14 protein-coding genes are annotated in these 16,968 nt (G+C 71.8%); 9 read left to right on the top strand and 5 right to left on the bottom strand.

Annotation, left to right across the window (positions count from 1 at the left end):
* The first annotated feature begins 31 nt into the window (after window positions 1-31).
* From G3I42_RS07270 to G3I42_RS07250, 5 genes are all read left to right on the top strand, one after another.
* Complete coding sequence (locus G3I42_RS07270; protein ID WP_164283481.1) at window positions 32-1,738, top strand: sensor histidine kinase; 1,707 nt, start codon at window positions 32-34, stop codon at window positions 1,736-1,738.
* Complete coding sequence (locus G3I42_RS07265; RefSeq protein WP_164283479.1) at window positions 1,738-2,136, top strand: roadblock/LC7 domain-containing protein; 399 nt, start codon at window positions 1,738-1,740, stop codon at window positions 2,134-2,136. The genes G3I42_RS07270 and G3I42_RS07265 overlap by 1 nt, the downstream gene beginning before the upstream one ends.
* Window positions 2,133-2,642, top strand: a complete 510-nt coding sequence (locus tag G3I42_RS07260; RefSeq protein ID WP_203606480.1) for a DUF742 domain-containing protein — start codon at window positions 2,133-2,135, stop codon at window positions 2,640-2,642. Before G3I42_RS07265 ends, G3I42_RS07260 begins: the two co-directional genes overlap by 4 nt.
* Entirely contained in the window at window positions 2,623-3,246 is a 624-nt protein-coding gene (locus G3I42_RS07255) for an ATP/GTP-binding protein (RefSeq protein ID WP_164283477.1), read from the top strand. The genes G3I42_RS07260 and G3I42_RS07255 overlap by 20 nt, the downstream gene beginning before the upstream one ends.
* An 83-nt stretch (window positions 3,247-3,329) precedes the next feature.
* Complete coding sequence (locus G3I42_RS07250; protein WP_164283475.1) at window positions 3,330-4,997, top strand: cytochrome P450; 1,668 nt, start codon at window positions 3,330-3,332, stop codon at window positions 4,995-4,997.
* A gap of 7 nt (window positions 4,998-5,004) precedes the next feature.
* Here G3I42_RS07250 and G3I42_RS07245 read toward each other — a convergent pair whose 3' ends face one another.
* The 3 genes from G3I42_RS07245 to G3I42_RS07235 all read right to left on the bottom strand — a co-directional run bounded on the left by G3I42_RS07245 (window position 5,005) and on the right by G3I42_RS07235 (window position 8,297).
* The gene (locus G3I42_RS07245) at window positions 5,005-5,976 is read right to left on the bottom strand and encodes a pseudouridine synthase (protein WP_164283473.1); all 972 of its coding nucleotides are present in this window, start codon (window positions 5,974-5,976) and stop codon (window positions 5,005-5,007) included.
* A 511-nt stretch (window positions 5,977-6,487) separates the two neighbouring features.
* Window positions 6,488-7,342 (bottom strand): siderophore-interacting protein, encoded by an 855-nt coding sequence (locus G3I42_RS07240; RefSeq protein WP_164283471.1) that lies wholly within the window; start codon window positions 7,340-7,342, stop codon window positions 6,488-6,490.
* Between the two features lie 46 nt (window positions 7,343-7,388).
* Window positions 7,389-8,297 carry a 5'-3' exonuclease gene (locus G3I42_RS07235; protein WP_164283508.1) on the bottom strand — a complete coding sequence of 303 codons (909 nt, stop codon included), beginning with the start codon at window positions 8,295-8,297 and terminating at the stop codon, window positions 7,389-7,391.
* 321 nt (window positions 8,298-8,618) lie between these two features.
* On the opposite strand from G3I42_RS07235, the gene G3I42_RS07230 reads away from it, so the two are divergent.
* The 3 genes from G3I42_RS07230 to G3I42_RS07220 all read left to right on the top strand — a co-directional run bounded on the left by G3I42_RS07230 (window position 8,619) and on the right by G3I42_RS07220 (window position 14,219).
* Window positions 8,619-9,752: a betaine/proline/choline family ABC transporter ATP-binding protein gene (locus G3I42_RS07230; RefSeq protein ID WP_343244478.1), complete on the top strand. Its 1,134-nt coding sequence runs from the start codon at window positions 8,619-8,621 to the stop codon at window positions 9,750-9,752.
* A complete protein-coding gene (locus tag G3I42_RS07225) occupies window positions 9,745-13,197 on the top strand; it encodes an ABC transporter permease/substrate binding protein (protein WP_164283469.1) in 3,453 nt (1,150 codons plus the stop codon). The genes G3I42_RS07230 and G3I42_RS07225 overlap by 8 nt, the downstream gene beginning before the upstream one ends.
* Before the next feature lie 452 nt (window positions 13,198-13,649).
* Window positions 13,650-14,219 (top strand): XRE family transcriptional regulator, encoded by a 570-nt coding sequence (locus tag G3I42_RS07220; protein WP_164283468.1) that lies wholly within the window; start codon window positions 13,650-13,652, stop codon window positions 14,217-14,219.
* A 6-nt stretch (window positions 14,220-14,225) separates the two neighbouring features.
* Here the strand turns inward: G3I42_RS07220 and G3I42_RS07215 are convergent, their stop codons facing one another.
* On the bottom strand, window positions 14,226-15,341 hold the full coding sequence (locus tag G3I42_RS07215) for a TDT family transporter (RefSeq protein ID WP_164283466.1): 1,116 nt from the start codon (window positions 15,339-15,341) through the stop codon (window positions 14,226-14,228).
* 71 nt (window positions 15,342-15,412) lie between these two features.
* On the opposite strand from G3I42_RS07215, the gene G3I42_RS07210 reads away from it, so the two are divergent.
* Complete coding sequence (locus tag G3I42_RS07210; protein WP_164283464.1) at window positions 15,413-16,438, top strand: LysR family transcriptional regulator; 1,026 nt, start codon at window positions 15,413-15,415, stop codon at window positions 16,436-16,438.
* 27 nt (window positions 16,439-16,465) lie between these two features.
* On the opposite strand, the gene G3I42_RS07205 is transcribed toward G3I42_RS07210, so the two are convergent.
* The coding region (locus tag G3I42_RS07205) for a gamma-glutamyl-gamma-aminobutyrate hydrolase family protein (protein ID WP_164283462.1) at window positions 16,466-16,968 on the bottom strand (503 nt) is incomplete at its 5' end.

Below are 16,968 nucleotides of genomic sequence, written 5' to 3'. Positions count from 1 at the left end.
TCCCGCAGTCCGGCTGGCGCCGCTGCCGAGGATGCTGCTGACCGGCCTCCCGCTCCTGGCGGCCACCGCGGTGGCCGGCTCGCTCCTGACCGGGACCGCCAGGATCACGGCGCTCGCCGGGGGAGTGGTCGCCCTCGCGCTCGGCCTCGCCCTCACCGCCGAGGTGATCCGCTCCCAGCGGGCCCGGGCGGCCGAGTACCGCGCCTTCCGCCGCCACCTCGCCGAGGTCCAGAACCTCGTGGACACGAACGACGAGCGGCTCTACTACCTCACCGACGTCGTCCTGCCCCGCATCCACGAACTCGCCTGCGCCGGCATCATGGACCGGCGCATGGAAGAGCTGATCCGCGAGTACCCGAAGTGGCGCGACGACTTCACGGACCCGGAACTGCACCTCGTCAGCTCCATCATCGGCTCCCTGCACGAGATGGAGAACATCCGTCACTCCACGGTGTGGCACTACATCAACATCACGCGCAGGCTCCAGGCCGTCGCGCATTCCATGTCCGAAGAGCTGCGCGAGATGGAGGAACGCCACGGGCGGGCCCCCGAGTACTTCGACGACCTGCTGCGCGTCGACCACGCCTGCTCGATGATGATCCGCTGGGCGGACGACCTCGCCACCCTCGGCGGCGGCCGCCCCAGCCGCCGCTGGCCCGGGCCCGTGTCCCTGCTCAGCACCCTGCGCGGCGCCCAGGGCCGCATCCTGGAGTTCCCGCGCATCCACATCATGGACATCCCGGACATCGACCTCAAGGGCAACGAGTGCGAGGGCGTCCTCCAGGCCGTCGCCGAACTCATGGACAACGGCTGCAAGTACTCCGCGCCCAGCTCCAAGGTCTTCGTCAGCGCGATGCGCGTGGAGAAGGGCATCTCCATCTCGGTGGAGGACCAGGGCGGCAGCACCGACATGATCGACAAGATCATGCGGCGCTTCAAGAACATCTACCGCTTCGCCAAGACCAACCGGGACATCGGCCAGTACCGCTACGAGACGGGCATCGGCTACTTCGTCCTCGGGCGTCTGTGCCTGAGCTACGAGATGAACCTGGAGGTCCGCCCCTCCGCCTACGGCGGCCTGCGCGCCATCCTGTTCGTGCCCGAGCACCTCATCGAGGGCATCAACATCGACTACCCCGCTCTCAAGCGCAAGCGCCTGCTCGCCCACGGCATCGGCGCCGAGGCGGTGCCCCGCTTCGACGAGAACGACGAGCCGATCGTGCCGCTCCCGCGCCGCGAGCACGTCCCCTACAGCAAGTACGCGGGACCGCCCGAGCGGAACGAGGACGGCGAGGCGATCCCGCCCACGACGCCGCCCGACGCGCCGGTCTACACCGAGCGCACCCCGGAGGGCCTGCCGCAGCGCCGCCGCACGATGCCGTACCACCCGGGCGTCGGCTTCGCCCAGTACGCCACCGAGGAGGAGTACCTCGCGGAGCAGGCGAGCATCGCGGAGCAGGCGGAGATCAACAGGCGAGCGGCCGCCGCCGAGTCGTGGAACGGCCCGCTGGGCACGCGCGAGGCGCCGTACGGGACGGACCGCGAGGCCCCGTACGGGACGGAGCGCCGCGAGGCACCGCACGAGGACGACGACTGGGAGCAGCCCGAGCCCGGTATCGCGATGGCCGCCTTCTTCGCGGCGGCCAAGGGCGGCGGCCTTCCCGAGGGACACGGCGAGGCCGAGAAGAAGCCCGCCGACAGCGAGTACGACGACAACGAAGAGGGGGACGAGTACTGATGGCGCAGTTCGATCAACTGCTCAAGGAACTGGACGAGACGGTGAGCGGGGTCCACCAGATCGTGGTCCTCTCCGCCGACGGGCTCCAGATCGCCCGGTACGGCGGGGAACAGGACGCCGCCGACCGCGTCGCCGCCGCCTGCGCCGGGCTCCAGAGCCTCGCCGCGGCCGTGGGCCAGGAACTCCCGGGCTCCAAGGGCCAGATGCAGATGGTCGTCATCGAGGTGGACGAGGGCTACTTCTATCTCATGGCGGCCGGTACGGGGGCGTACCTCGCGGTGCTCGCCGACGCGCGGACCGAGGCCGGGGTCGTCGGCCACCGCATGCGCGAACTCGCCCGCCGTCTCGGCCCGCACCTGACGAGCCCGCCGCGCCGGACGGGCGCCGTCGTCCGATGACCATCCCTTCCCGGCGCAGGCGCCGCAGCACGCAGGAGAGCCCGGCACCGGGCGGTGCCACGCGGGGGAGCCCGCACGCGGAGCAGCCGGACGGCACGGCGGGGGAGCGGAGCGCCGCCGCGGACGGCGGTCCGCGGCCGGACGGCACGGCGGAGGAAGGCCCTCCGAAGACCGGCGGGCCGGTGCAACCGGGACGCTTCTACGCGCTCACCGGCGGCCGGGGTGGCGGCGAGGAGATCGACCTCGTCTCGCTGGTCCAGACCGTCGCCGTGCCCACCGCCGGACTCCAGCCCGAGGGCGCGGCGGTGCTGCGCCTGTGCCGGACCTCGCTCTCGGCCGCCGAACTCTCCGCCTACCTGCGGCTGCCCTTCGGCGTCGTGGCCGCGCTCCTCGCCGGGCTCCACGCCGAAGGGCTCGTACGAATCCTGCGCCCGGTACGGCCGTCGCACGACACAGCCGACCGTTCCCTCCTCGAAGCGGTGATGCATGGACTTCAACGACTCTGACCTCCTCCCCGGCCCGCGGGCCGAGGACCTGCTCCCGGACACCGTCACGGCCGGCGTGAAGCTCGTCGTCGTCGGCGGCTTCGGCGTCGGCAAGACGACGATGGTCGGCTCGGTGAGCGAGATCAGGCCGCTCACCACCGAGGAGACGATGTCCAAGGCGAGCATCGGGGTCGACAGCCTCTTCCGCACCCGCGCGAAGACCGCGACCACGGTCGCGATGGACTTCGGCCGGATCCGCATCAACGACGAACTCGTCCTCTACCTCTTCGGCACCCCCGGCCAGGAACGCTTCTGGTTCCTGTGGAACGGCCTCTTCGAGGGGGCGCTCGGCGGGGTGGTGCTCGTCGACACCCGCCGTCTGGAGACGAGTTTCGAGGTGATGGGGCGGCTGGAGGAGCAGGGCGTGCCCTACGTCGTCGCCGTCAACCGCTTCCCGAAGTCGCCCCGTTACCCGGCGGAGACGCTGCGCGCCGCGCTCGACCTGCCCGCCGAGGTCCCGATCGTGGAGTGCGACGCGCGCGAGCGTTCCTCCAGCAAGGACGTCCTGCTCGCCCTCGTCCACTACCTGGGTGTCATCGCGGACCGGCGGGGCCTGCGGGCCTGAGCCGGCCCCGACCGCCCCGCCGGCCGCACGTCCCCGTGTCGCCGCGCCCGTACACCCCCGGCACCTCTTCTCCCGGAGTTCCCGTGACCACACCCGTCCCGCCCGAGGGCGCTCTCCCGCCGCCCGGCTGCCCCGCCCACGTACCCGCCGCCTCCGGCACCCCCGCCGCCCCCGCCCGGCCGCGCCCCGACTACTCCGGCGTGCCCGCTCCGGAGGGGCGCGATCCGGCGACGGAGGTGGACAACCCCAACATCGGCCCCGGGCGGGCCCGCAGGCTCAACGGCCCGGACGCCGAGCGCGACCAGCAGGGGCTCTACGACACGCTGCGCCTGGAGTACGGCGAGGTGGCCCCCGTGCTGCTGCCCCGCGACGTGCCCGCCTGGCTCGTCCTCGGCCACGAGGAGAACCGCTTCGTGTGCGCGCACCCGGAGCTGTTCACCACGGACGGCCGCGAGTGGCGGCTGCTCCAGGACGGCACCGTCGGCCCCGACCACCCCATGGCGCCCATCTTCATGTGGCAGCCCGTCTGCGCCTTCGTCGAGGGCGAGGAGCACGAGCGCCTGCGCAAGCCGCTGGAGGAGAACCTTCGCGTCATCGACCTGCGCGAGCTGCGCCGTCTCGTGCAGACGGGCACCTACACCCTCCTCAACGACCTGTGCGAGGAGGGCTTCTGCGACCTCACCGAGGACTACTGCGAGCGCCTTCCGATGATCGTGCTGCTCGGTCTCTTCGGCATGTCGCACCTCTACGACGACCGCTTCCTCGAAGCGGCCCGCGACCTCATCAAGGGCACCGAGACCGCCAACGCGAGCAACGAGCACCTCATGAAGCTCTTCCGCGCCGAGGTCGAGCGGGCGCGCGAGGAACCGGGCGACAACCTCCCCTCGCAACTCCTCGCCCACCCCGCCGGGATGAGCCCCCGCGAGGTCTCCGAGCACCTGCGGATCGTCCTCATCGCCGCCTACGAGACCACGGCGAACCTCCTCGCCAACGCGATGCGCATCCTGCTGGTCCAGATGGAGGTGCGCGGCCGGGTCGGGGCCGGGCGGCTCAACATCTACGAGGCGATCGAGCAGGCCCTGTGGGACGAACCGCCCTTCAGCGCCATGCTGGGCCGCTACGCGCTCCAGGACGTGGAGCTGGGCGGGCGGCGCATCAGGAAGGGCGACGCCGTCATGCTCGGCTACGCCGCCGGGAACGTGGACACGCGTGTACGTCCCGAACTCGACGCGCCGGTCCGGGACAACCGCTCCCACCTCGCCTTCGGCCGCGGCCCGCACGCCTGCCCGGGGCAGTACCTCGGCCGTCAGCTGTGCCAGCTCGCCCTGGACGACCTGCTCGCCTGGTTCCCCGACATGCGCCTCGCCGTGCCCTCCGCGCAGTTGCGCTGGTCGGGCTCGCTGCTCAGCCGTCACCTCGTCGAACTCCCGGTCCGCTTCGAACCGCGTTCCCAGCGCGACGAGGAGAGCATCGGCACCTTCGGGGTGCCGCTCCCCAAGGGCGTGAACCTCTTCTCGTCATCCGAGGAGGAGCAGGACCTGATGCCCGTCGAGGTCCCGGAGGGGATTCTCGAAGCCGAGCGGAAGGCCGGGGAGTGGCGGGCGGCGAAGAAGCGGCGCGAGCGGGCCGAGCGGGACGGCGGGGGCGGGGCAGCGGAGCCCCTGCCGGTGGAAGCGACCGCCGGTGGCGCGGAGTCCGGGGCACTGTTGCCGCCCCCGCGCCGTCCGCTGGGGGCCTGGCTGCGGCGCTGACCGGCGTTCAGCCGCGCGCGGTGCGGGCCCAGCGAAGCGGGTCGTGCCAGGCGGTGAGCGTGCGCCCGCTCGTGAAGCGGCGCCGCTCGCCGCTCAGCGGGTCCGTGAACTCGATCGCGCGAGCGAGGAGTTGGAGCGGGCGGCGGTAGTCGGTGGGGTCCGGGTCGGTGACGTGCGGGTAGAGCGGGTCGCCGAGGAGGGGGAGGCCGAGTCCGTTCATGTGGGCCCGCAACTGGTGGGTGCGCCCTGTGCGGGGGAGCAGGCGGTAGCGGGCGAGGAGCGGGGGAGTGCCGGCGAGGGCGGGGGCGGTGCGCACGCCGAGCAGTTCGACGCGGGTCTCGCTGTTCGGCTCGGCGCCCGCGACCTCGCGCGCCGCCATCGCGCCACGCTCCTTGACGAGGTGGCTGCGGACCGTGCGTGGCAGGGGCAGCGCGGGCGCGTACGCGGCGACGGCCTCGTACTCCTTGCGCACCTCCTTGCGCGCGAAGAGCGACTGGTACGCGCCGCGGTCGCCGGGCCGTACGACGAAGAGGACGAGCCCCGCGGTGAGGCGGTCGAGGCGGTGCGCGGGGGTCAGCGCGGGGAGGCCGAGGTCGCGGCGCAGGCGGGCGAGGGCGGTCTCGGTGATGTGGCTGCCGCGTGGCGTCGTGGCGAGGAAGTGGGGTTTGTCGACGACGAGGAGGTGGTCGTCGCGGTGCACGACGCGGAGCGGGAAGGGGACGGCGGGCTCGGGGGCGCGGGTGCGGTGGAACCAGTACGTGGCGCCAGGACCGCGCTCCTCGCCGTGCGCCGGACGCCCGCTCGCGTCGACGAACTCGCCCGCGCCGAGCATCGCGTCGACGACCCCCGGCGGCACGGGAAGCCGGGAGCGCAGGTACGCGCGGAGGGTGCCGTCGTGCGTGTCGGGCACGCGGAGACGGATGGCGTCGATGCCGTCCTGCTGGGGCAGGGGGGACGAGGGGCGGGGACGACGCGGCACGGAGCAAGGGTACGGGGACGCTGCCCGCTGTGGGTTTCTCGGGCGGTACGGGCCCGCGCAGCACGAGGGCCCGCCCCCGGCCTTCGGCCGGGGGCGGGCCCAAGGAAACGATTGCCCGGAGCCGCGAAAGGACTCAGGCGGCCTCGCCGCCCTCCTGTTCGGCTTCGATTCGTGCGTTCCAGTCGCGCTTGCTCGCCTGCCAGCCGGCTTCTTTTGATTGCGTCGGCTTCGCCTCCGGGAGCGCTCGTGCCGGTGTCGAGTCACCCGACGTGCTCGGTCACTCGTTCCTCGCGACCTGCGCGCGACGGGCGCCTCGACACCGTCGCGCGCTTCTTTCGACGGCGTCGGCCTCGCCTCTGGGAGCGCTCGTGCCGGTGTCGAGTCACCCGACGTGCTCGGTCACTCGTTCCTCGCGACCTGCGCGCGACGGGCGTCTCGACACCGTCGCGCTCCCTTCGGCTCAGCCGACGCTGGTCGGCCCTGCGGGCCTCGGCGGGTGGGGCCGCGCCGTTCAGGCGGCCTCGCTGCCCTCCTGTTCGGCTTCGATTCGTGCGTTCCAGTCCCTCTTGCTCGCCTGCCAGCCGTCCTCGTTGTGGCCGAGGCGCCAGTAGCCGGAGATCGAGAGGCGGTCGCGGGTGATGCCGCGGTCGAGGCGGAGGTGGCGGCGGAGGTCCTTCACGAAGCCGGCCTCGCCGTGGACGAAGACCTGGACCGTGGCCGGGTCGCACTCGACGGTGCGGACGGCGGCGACGAGGGCCTCGCCCGCCGGGCGCTCGCCGCGGTGCAGCCAGGTCAGGTTCACCCCGGCGGGGACGTCGAGCTTCTGCTCCTCGGCGGCGTCCGCGACCTCGATGAAGACGTCGCCCTTCGCGTCGGCGGGCATGCTCTCGACGGCCGCCGCGATCGCGGGCAGCGCGCTCTCGTCCCCCGCGAGCAGGTGGCTGCTCGCCCCGGGCTCGGGGCGGTAGGCGCCGCCGGGACCGCCGAAGTACAGGACGTCGCCCGGCTTCGCCGCCGCGGCCCAGGGGCCCGCCAGGCCCTCGTCGCCGTGCACGACGAAGTCGACGGTCAGCTCGCGGGCCGCCCCGTCCCAGCGCCGCACGGTGTACGTACGGGTCACGGGCCACTGCTCGCGCGGGAAGTCCGCCCGTACCCGCGCCATGTCGAAGGGCTCGGGGTAGGTGACGCCCTCGCGCGGGAACATCAGCTTGATGTAGTGGTCGGTGTACTCGTCGGCGGCGAACTCGGAGAGCCCCTCGCCGCCGAAGACCACCCTGACCATGTGCGGGGTGAGCTGCTCGGTGCGCAGCACCTGCCCCGAGTGGGTGCGGCCGCCCTTGCGCGCGGGCCGTTCGGTGTCAGCCATGGGGGTCCCCCCGATCGATCTGCTTAGGTAAGCCTAAGCTAGCACTTCACCCTGTGAGGGTGTGCAGCACGCGATCGAGGGAGCTGCCGAGCCCCCAGCGCTCCCCGAGGGCCGCCAGCACCTCTCCGTCGCGCGGCTCGTCGGGCAGCCGCTCGTCGAGGTCCTCCGGTACGGGGATGTCGCGCGCGACCCGGACCACCGCGGGGGCCACGTCCAGGTACGGGGCCGACTCGACGAGGCGGCGGCGCTGGGCCGGGGTGATCTTCGAGGCGGGGTCGGCGGCGGCGGCGCGGATGCCGTCGAGGTCGCCGTAGGCCGCGAGGAGCTTCGCGGCGGTCTTCTCGCCGATGCCGGGGACCCCGGGCAGTCCGTCGCTCGGGTCGCCGCGCAGGGTCGCGAGGTCCGCGTACCCGGGTCCGTCGACCCCGTACTTCTCGCGCAGCAGCGCCTCGTCCGTGACCTGGAGGCTGCCGACGCCCTTGAGGGGGTAGAGCACGCGGACGCCGCGCGCGTCGTCGACGAGCTGGAAGAGGTCGCGGTCGCCCGTGACGATGTCGACCGGGCCGTGCGCGCGGGTGGTGAGGGTGCCGATGACGTCGTCCGCCTCGTACCCCTGGACGCCGAGCCGCGCGATGCCGAGCGCGTCGAGGACGGCCTCGATCACGGGGACCTGCGGCGAGAGGGTGTCGGGCACCTCCTCCTCGTCGGGGCCCTGCTCGGTCTCCTCGGCGACCCGGTGCGCCTTGTAGCTCGGGATGAGGGAGACCCGCCACTCGGGCCGCCAGTCGGCGTCCATGCAGGCCACGAGGGCGTCGGGGCGGTGGTCCTGGACGAGCCGCGCGATGAAGTCGAGTAGGCCGCGCACCGCGTTGACCGGGGTGCCGTCGGGGGCACGCACCGAGTCGGGGACGCCGAAGTAGGCGCGGAAGTAGAGCGAGGCGGTGTCGAGGAGCATGAGCCGGGGAGTCTGCGTCACGCCTGGCATCTTGCCGCACCCGCGGCGCCGTGGCCGAACCTTTGCGGTGCGCGCCCCTCCCCGGGTGTGGGCGCACACCCCACACCATAACGGGGAGGTAACGCAAGCACTTTGGGGCGATCGAGAAGTGATCTGAATCACATAATCGTTTGATGGGTATGACCTCGGGCAGCAGCGCCCCCGGAGCGAACCCGACGCGCCGACTGGAACGACTCGGGTCAGCGGACGGAATCCGCAAGCTTCACGGCTCGCCGCGACAGGGGGCGGCGGGCCGCTTTCCGTGCGATCCGAGAGGTGTTTGTGGCAAAGCTACAAGCGGAGAATCTGTTCAAGGTCTTCGGCAGACAAGCCGAGACCGCCGTCAGCCGACTGAAGGACGGTGCCGCGCGCGAGGACCTTCGCGCCGAGGGCACCACGGCCGCCGTGATCGATGCCTCGTTCTCCGTGGACGAGGGCCAGATCTTCGTGGTCATGGGCCTCTCCGGGTCCGGGAAGTCGACGCTGCTGCGGATGCTCAACGGGCTCCTGGAGCCCACCGCGGGCCACGTCCGTTTCGACGGGCAGGACCTCACCGAGCTGAGCGCCGCCGGGCTGCGCGAGGTGCGCGCGAAGAAGATCAGCATGGTCTTCCAGCACTTCGCGCTCTTCCCGCACCGCAGCGTCCTGGAGAACGCCGCCTACGGCCTCCAGGTGCAGGGCGTGCCGCGCGAGGAGCGCGAGCGCCGCGCCACCGAGGCACTGGAACTCACCGGGCTCAAGGGCTGGGAGAAGTCCTGGCCCGACGAGCTGTCCGGCGGCATGCAGCAGCGCGTGGGCCTGGCCCGCGCGCTCGCGACCGACGCCGACCTGCTGCTCATGGACGAGTCGTTCAGCGCGCTGGACCCGCTGATCCGCCGTGACATGCAGGACCAGCTCGTCGAACTCCAGAAGCGCCTGAAGAAGACCATCGTCTTCATCACCCACGACCTCAACGAGGCCATGCGGCTCGGCGACAAGATCGCCGTCATGCGCGACGGCCGCATCGTGCAGACCGGGACGGCCGAGGACATCCTCGTCACCCCGGCCAACGACTACGTTGCCGCCTTCACCCAGGACGTCGACCGCTCGCGCGTGCTCACGGCCGGGGCCATCATGGCCGAGCCCGAGACCGCGTACGGCAGCGATCTGCGCGCCCCCGCCGACGTCCTCGCCGCGGCGCCGGCCACGGTGCGCGACACCACCCCGATCTTCCAGCTCTTCGGACCGAGTTCGACCAGCGCCGTGCCGGTCGCCGTGACCGACGCGGACGGCTCGCTCGTCGGCGTCGTGCCGCGCGACCGGCTGCTCGCCGTCCTCGGCGAGCCGATGACCCCCCAGGAGCAGGGCGCCACGCTCGCCAAGACTCCGGAACAGCGCCCCGAGGGCGCCACCGGAAAGGTGAGTGCACGTGCCTAGGCTTCATCTCGGGGACTGGGTCGACTCGATCGTCGACTGGCTCCAGAACAATCTCTCCTGGCTCTTCGACTTCATCGCCACGTGCACGAAGGGCATGTACGACGGCGTCAACGCCGTGCTCAACGGTCCCGAGCCGCTGCTGCTCGCCGGGATACTCGCGGTCATCGCCTTCTGGCTGCTCGGGCTCACCGCGGGAGTGCTCTCCTTCGTGGGCTTCGCGCTGATCGACTCGCTGGAACTGTGGGAACCGGCGATGAACAGCTTCGCGCTCGTCATCGTCTCCACCGTGATCGCGCTGATCATCGGGGTGCCACTCGGTATCTGGGCGGCCAGATCGCAACGGGCGAGCGCGATCGTACGACCGCTGCTCGACTTCACGCAGACGATGCCCGCCATGGTCTACCTGATCCCGGCGATCTTCTTCTTCGGGGTCGGCGTCCCCGCCGGGATCGTCGCCACGATCATCTTCGGCTTCGCGCCCGCCGTGCGCATGACCGAACTCGGCATCCGGCAGGTCGACGAGGAACTCGTCGAGGCCGCCGACGCCTTCGGCACCACGCCGCGCAAGACGCTCCTCGGCGTCCAGCTCCCGCTGGCCCTGCCGACGATCATGGCCGGGATCAACCAGGTCATCATGCTCAACCTGTCGATGGTCGTCATCGCGGGCATGATCGGCGGGGGCGGCCTCGGCGGCTCCGTCTACCAGGCCATCGGCAACGTCGACATCGGGCTCGGCTCCGAGGCCGGTGTTTCCATCGTCATCCTCGCGATCTTCCTCGACCGCGTGGTCGCGGTCCTCGGCCAGCAGATCTCGCCGCTCGGCCGCCGCGCCACCGCGCGCGTACGGGCGATGCAGGGCCTCAAGCTCTGGTCGTACCGCCCCCGCCCGACCGTCGCGGTCGTCGGCGTCGTGATCCTTGCCCTCGTCGCCGGCGGCATGGGCGTCTTCGGCGGCTCGGACGACGCGAAGACCGTCGACGCCACCGACGTCGGCAAGGGCAAGACCGTCAGCGTCGGCTACATCCCCTGGGACGAGGGCGTCGCCTCCACCTTCCTGTGGAAGGAGATCCTCGAACAGCGCGGCTTCAAGGTCGACGCCAAGCAGTACGAGGCGGGCTCGCTCTACACCGGCATGGCCAACGGCCAGGTCGACTTCCAGACCGACTCCTGGCTGCCCACGACCCACGCCCAGTACTGGAAGAAGTACGGCGACAAGCTGGAGGACCTGGGCAGCTGGTACGGCCCGACCTCGCTGGAGATCGCCGTTCCCTCCTACGTCAAGGGCGTGAAGTCCACGGCGGATCTGAAGGGCAAGGAGTCGGAGTTCAAGAACCGGATCGTCGGTATCGAGCCGAGTGCCGGTGAGATGGGTCTGCTCAAGGACAAGGTCGTGAAGGATTACGGCCTGTCGAAGTACAAGGTGATCGACGGTTCGACGCCGGGGATGCTGGCCGAGCTGGAGCGCGCGTACAAGAAGAAGGAGCCGATCGCGGTCACTTTGTGGTCGCCGCACTGGGCGTACGACAAGTACGACATGACCAAGCTCAGCGACCCGAAGGGCAGTTGGGGCAAGGGCGACGAGGTGCACACCCTCGCGCGCAAGGGCTTCTCGAAGGACTTCCCCGAGGCCGCGAAGTGGCTGAAGGACTTCAAGCTCGACGAGAAGCAGCTCGCCAGCCTGGAGAGCGAGATCCAGGACGCCGGCAAGGGCAAGCAGCAGGAAGCCGTCAAGTCCTGGATCAAGAAGAACCCGGGCATCGTCGACAAGCTCGCCCCCGTGCAGCAGACCGACGTCAACGTCGGCAAGGGCAAGACCGTCAACATGGGCTTCATTCCGTGGGACGAGGGCATCGCCTCCTCGTACCTCTGGAAGGAGATCCTGGAGCGCCGAGGCTTCAAGGTCTCGGCCAAGCAGTACGAGGCCGGAGCGCTCTACACCGGCATGGCCAACGGCCAGGTCGACTTCGAGACCGACTCCTGGCTGCCCAATACGCACAAGCAGTACTGGGACAAGTACGGCGACAGACTGGAGGACATGGGTGCCTGGTACGGGCCCACGTCCCTGGAGATCGCCGTTCCCTCCTACGTCAAGGGCGTGAAGTCCACGGCGGATCTGAAGGGCAAGGAGTCGGAGTTCAAGAACCGGATCGTCGGTATCGAGCCGAGTGCCGGTGAGATGGGTCTGCTCAAGGACAAGGTCGTGAAGGACTACGGCCTGTCGAAGTACAAGGTCATCGACGGTTCGACGCCCGGCATGCTCGCCGAGCTGGAGCGTGCGTACAAGAAGAAGGAGCCGATCGCGGTGACCCTGTGGTCCCCGCACTGGGCCTACGACAAGTACGACATGACCAAGCTCAGCGATCCGAAGGGCAGTTGGGGCAAGGGCGACAAGGTCCACACCCTCGCGCGCAAGGGCTTCACGGACGACTTCCCCGAGGTCGCCAAGTGGCTCAAGGGCTTCAAGCTCAGCGAGAAGCAGCTCAGCAGCCTCGAAGGCGCCATCCAGGACGCCGGCAAGGGCAAGCAGCAGCAGGCGGTCCAGGGCTGGATCAAGGACAACCCCGGCATCGTCGACAAGCTCGCCCCGGTCAAGGGCGCCTCCTCGGCCTCCGCCTCCGCCGTCGACTTCAAGAACGGCGCGGGCAAGGACGAGCGCGACCGCGCGATCAACGTCGCCTGGTTCCCGTGGGAGGAGGACATCGCCGCCACGTACCTGTGGAAGCACGTCCTCGAAGACCGCGGCTACAAGATGAACCTCAAGCAGTTCGAGGTCGGCCCGATGTACTCCGCCATGTCCCGCAACCAGCTCGACGTCCAGTTCGACGGCTGGCTGCCGTACACCCAGAAGAACTACTGGGACAAGTACGGGAGCAAGCTGACGAAGATCGGCGAGTGGTACTCGCCGACCTCGCTGGAGATCGCCGTGCCGAGCTACGTGAAGGACGTCAAGTCCCTCTCCGACCTCAAGGGCAAGGGCGACGAGTTCGACGGGCGCGTCATCGGCATCGAGCCGGGCACCGCGACGATGGACATCCTGAAGAACAAGGTGCTCCCCTCGTACGGTCTCGACAAGGAGTACAAGGTCGTCGACGGCTCGACGCCCGGGATGCTCTCCGAGCTGAAGCGGGCCTACGCCAAGAAGGACCCGATCGCGGTCATGCTGTGGTCGCCGCACTGGGCGTACAACCAGTACGACCTGACCAAGCTCAAGGACCCCAAGGGCTCCTTCGGCAAGGGCGACCGCATCACCACCGTGGCCTCCAAGCAGTTCCCCGAGCAGTACCCGCAGCTCACCAAGTGGCTCAAGGACTTCAAGATGAGCGACACCCAGCTCTCCTCGCTGGAGAACGAGCTGCACAAGCAGGGAACGGGGCACGAGGACGAGGCAGTCGACAACTGGGTCAAGAAGAACCCGGACATCGTCGACAAGATGGCGCCGCTTTAATTGCGGCGGCTTCGCCTCCGGGAGCGCCGATGACGGTGTCGAGTCACCCGACGTGCTCGGTCACTCGTTCCTCGCGACCTGCGCGCGACGGGCGTCTCGACACCGTCGCGCTCCCTTCGGCTCAGCCGACGCTGCTCGGCCCTGCGGGCCTCGGCGGCTGAGCCGATCTGATGGGGGCTGTCCCCATCTCGACGTGGAGTGGTACGGCGGGCCTCCGCCGTGTGCGCGCACGGACACCCGGTGTACGGGGTCCGCCGCCACCGCTTCGCCACGACGGCCGCCGCTCCGGCCGTCCGTCCCCACACCGTGAGGGCGGGACCCATCCCGGGGTCCCGCCCTCACGGCTGTTCCCGCGCGGGCCGACTCCCGCACTCGGCTCCCCTCGCGCGCCCCGACTGCGTAGGCTGCTCACATGCCCCGGTGGACGGGGCCCGCAGGAGGGAGCGGCAGCGATGGACGAGAAGGAAGCCCCGAGGGTCGGCAACGCCGTACGCCGTCGCCGGCGCGCCCTCGAACTCACGCTCGCCACCGTGGCCCGCCGCTCGGGTCTCTCGGTGCCCTTCCTCAGCCAGATCGAGAACGAGCGGGCCCGCCCCTCCCTCCGCTCCCTGCGCGCCGTCGCGCACGCCCTGGAGACGACCGTCGACGAGCTGTTCGCCGCAGCCGACCCCGCACACACCGTGGACGTCGTCCGCAGCGACGACGAGGACACCGCGCTGATGGCCCCGGCGCCCGGCGTGCGCTCCCTCGTACGGGGCCAGCACCAGCTCCAGGCCATGGAGTACTGCGGCGACCACGACTCGGGCCGCGAGTTCCAGTACCGCAACGACTCGCTGCTCTACGTCGCCGACGGCGCGGTCACCGCGGAGGCCGAGGGCCGCGTCCACCAGCTGTGCGCCGGGGACACGCTCTACCTCAGCGGCGGGGTGCGGCACAGGTGGCGGGCCACCGAGCCCGATACGCGGCTCCTCGTCGTCGCGGTCGGCGACCACATCGAGGCGGGCGAGGCGCCGCCCAGGTAGGGGCGCTCAGGCCGCCGCCGCGGGGCGCGCGCCCAGTTCCCGTACCGTGCCGAAGGCCGCCGCGCACCACGCGAGCAGCAGGAAGACGTAGATCGCGGCGGCGAGCCAGCGGTACGCGGGCAGGCCCGTGTGGGCGGCGAGCTGGGTCGCGCCCGTGACGCACGTGCCGACCGGGAAGGTGAACGCCCACCACGTCGACGAGGGCCGCAGGCCCCCGGCCAGGGCGCGGGCCACGAGCGCGGCGGCGATGAGCAGCCACAGCAGCGCGAAGCCCATCACGGGGACCCCGTACACGAGCGAGAAGATCCGCAGCCCCTCCGCCGTCCCGTCCGGGAGCACCCCGCGCGCCGCGTCCGCGATCGCGCCCGTCGCCGTCGTGGACTGGCCGAGCGGGCCGAGGACGAGGAAGAGCGAGGGCGCGAGCCGAACCGGCCAGCCCCCGCCCGTGAGCAGTCGCGCCCCGACGAGCGGGAGCACGACGAGGACCGCGAGCAGCGACGTGCCGAAGAGAGCCAGACACCCGTACACGAGCGTTTCGCGCGCCTGTCCGGCAGGCAGCTCCGCGACCAGCCCGGGACCCACCGAAGCGGCGACCATCGGGGCGACGAGCGGCAGCAGCCACACCGGCGAGACATCGGCGAAACGCGCCCGCGCGTGCACGATCATCAGCACGGGAATCCCCGCGGCCACCAGGACGGCGAGCACCACGCCGAGCGCGAAGAGCCCCTCGGCGACCCCCATCGCCACGCCGTGACCGAGCACGTCGGGACCGACCCGCTGTGTCGCGGCCGAGAGCGCGAGGAAGGCCATCGCGAGACAGCCGTAGAACGGGGCGACGGCCGGGGAGCGCAGGTGGCCGAGCGCCTGGTCGCGGTGGCGCGCCCAGTGCGCGCCGCGCGCCACGAGCACGGCGAGCAGCGCGAGCGCCGCGAGCACCCACAGCGCCGTGCACAGCCCCCGCAGCCCTCCGACGTGCTGCGGCAGACCGCTGCCCGCCGTCGCGAGGATCGCCGTGCCCATCACCGCCGCGTAGTGGTTCGGCCCGAAACCGCGCAGACGCGGGACGGGAGCGGGTGCGGAGGCGGCGGGGGACGGGGCCACGGCGACGGATGGGAGGCTCATGCATCCATCTTCTCCGGGCCGTCAGGGCCCTCACCAGGGACGATGTGGCTATGAGGGCATAAGCTGGGCTTATGAGCGGGCAGAACGGGCGCAGGGCGGACGGCGGTTCGGGGAGCGGGCGGGACGAGGAGCCGCCACGGAGCGTGAGCGGAATCACGGACGGCCCGCTCGCGGGCGCGGGCCCCGGGGGCGGCTCGCTCGCCCGGCGCGTCCCCGACCTCGGGCTGCTCGAAGTCCTCCTCGCGGTGGACCGGCTCGGGAGCCTCGGCCGGGCGGCGAAGGAACTCGGCATCACGCAGCCCGCCGCCTCGGGACGGGTGCGGAGCCTGGAACGGCAGCTCGGGGTCGGGCTCGTCGCCCGCTCGCCGCGCGGCTCCCGGCTCACCCCGACCGGGGTGCTCGTGGCGGGCTGGGCGCGGCGCGTGACCGAGGCGGCGGAGGCCTTCGACGCGGGCGCGCGGGCGCTGCGCGGACGGCGCGACTCGCGGCTGCGGGTCGCGGCGAGCATGACGATCGGCGAGTACCTGCTGCCCGGGTGGCTCGTCGCGCTGCGCGCGGTGCGCCCGGACACGGCGGTGTCGCTGCGGGCGGGCAGTACGCGCACGGTCGTGCGGGGGCTGCTGGATGGGGAGGCCGACCTCGGCTTCGTCGAGGGGCTCGGCGTCCCGGCCGGTACGGACGGCGCCGTCATCGCCCGCGACCGGCTGCTCGTGCTCGTCCGCCCCGGGCACCCGTGGACCGCGCTCACCGGCGGCCTCGACCCCGCCCTCCTCGCCACGACGCCCCTGATCCTGCGCGAGGAGGGCTCGGGAACCCGCGAAGTCCTGGACGCCGCGCTCGCCCCGTACGGGGGCCCGGAGCGCCCGCTGCTGGAGCTGTCCTCGACGACCGCGCTGAAGTCGGCGGCGCTGAGCGGCGTCGGCCCGGCGGTACTGAGCGAGCTGGTCGTGGGGGAGGAGGTCGCCGCGGGCACGCTGGTGCCCGTCCCCGTGCGGGGCCTGGGGCTGGGACGGGTGCTGCGGGCGGTGTGGCGACGCGGCGAACGGCCCTCGGGAGCGGCCAGGGACTTGCTCTCGCTGACAAGGGGAAACGGGTAGACAGCGGACGCTTCCGGCGGAGCGGGCTCAGGCCGTCAGGCTCACCGGGGACGCCGCGCGGACGAACGCCTCGGTCACCCGCAGGTCCGTGTGGTCCATCTCCGGGTGCCACTGGACGCCCAGGGTCCAGGCGGGGCCCGGCAGCTCGACGGCTTCGACCGTGCCGTCCGGGGACTCGGCGCCCACCACGAGGCCCGTGCCGAGGCGGTCCACGCACTGGTGGTGGTGGGTCGCGACCTGGACGGGCCCGGGGGCGAGGTCCGCGTAGCGGGTGCCGGGGCGGGGGTGGACGGGGTGGGTGCCGAAGACGCCCCGGCCGCCCTCGTGGCCGGTCATGTGCTGGCGCAGGGTGCCGCCGAGCGCCACGTTCAGCAACTGCATGCCCCGGCAGATGCCGAGCAGCGGGGTGCCGCTCGCCAGGGCCGCCGCGATGAGGGCCAGCTCCCACGCGTCCCGCTCCGGCGCGGGCGGACCGCACTCCGGCTCGCGCGCGGCCCCGTACCTCGCCGGGTCCACGTCCGCGCCGCCCG

The organism is Streptomyces sp. SID11385, assembly GCF_010548245.1.
Lineage (GTDB): Bacteria > Actinomycetota > Actinomycetes > Streptomycetales > Streptomycetaceae > Streptomyces.
The sequence above is the reverse complement of the archived record's forward strand: the minus strand, read 5'-3'. Positions and strand labels throughout refer to the sequence as shown.

What these genes read in the sequence shown, in the direction of transcription:
- G3I42_RS07270 (WP_164283481.1), top strand. Translation starts at nt 32, where the DNA reads ATGCTGCTGACCGGCCTCCCGCTCCTGGCGGCCACCGCGGTGGCCGGC.
- G3I42_RS07265 (WP_164283479.1), top strand. Translation starts at nt 1,738, where the DNA reads ATGGCGCAGTTCGATCAACTGCTCAAGGAACTGGACGAGACGGTGAGC.
- G3I42_RS07260 (WP_203606480.1), top strand. Translation starts at nt 2,133, where the DNA reads ATGACCATCCCTTCCCGGCGCAGGCGCCGCAGCACGCAGGAGAGCCCG.
- G3I42_RS07255 (WP_164283477.1), top strand. Translation starts at nt 2,623, where the DNA reads ATGGACTTCAACGACTCTGACCTCCTCCCCGGCCCGCGGGCCGAGGAC.
- G3I42_RS07240 (WP_164283471.1), bottom strand. Translation starts at nt 7,342, where the DNA reads ATGGCTGACACCGAACGGCCCGCGCGCAAGGGCGGCCGCACCCACTCG.
- G3I42_RS07235 (WP_164283508.1), bottom strand. Translation starts at nt 8,297, where the DNA reads ATGCTCCTCGACACCGCCTCGCTCTACTTCCGCGCCTACTTCGGCGTC.
- G3I42_RS07220 (WP_164283468.1), top strand. Translation starts at nt 13,650, where the DNA reads ATGGACGAGAAGGAAGCCCCGAGGGTCGGCAACGCCGTACGCCGTCGC.
- G3I42_RS07215 (WP_164283466.1), bottom strand. Translation starts at nt 15,341, where the DNA reads ATGAGCCTCCCATCCGTCGCCGTGGCCCCGTCCCCCGCCGCCTCCGCA.
- G3I42_RS07210 (WP_164283464.1), top strand. Translation starts at nt 15,413, where the DNA reads ATGAGCGGGCAGAACGGGCGCAGGGCGGACGGCGGTTCGGGGAGCGGG.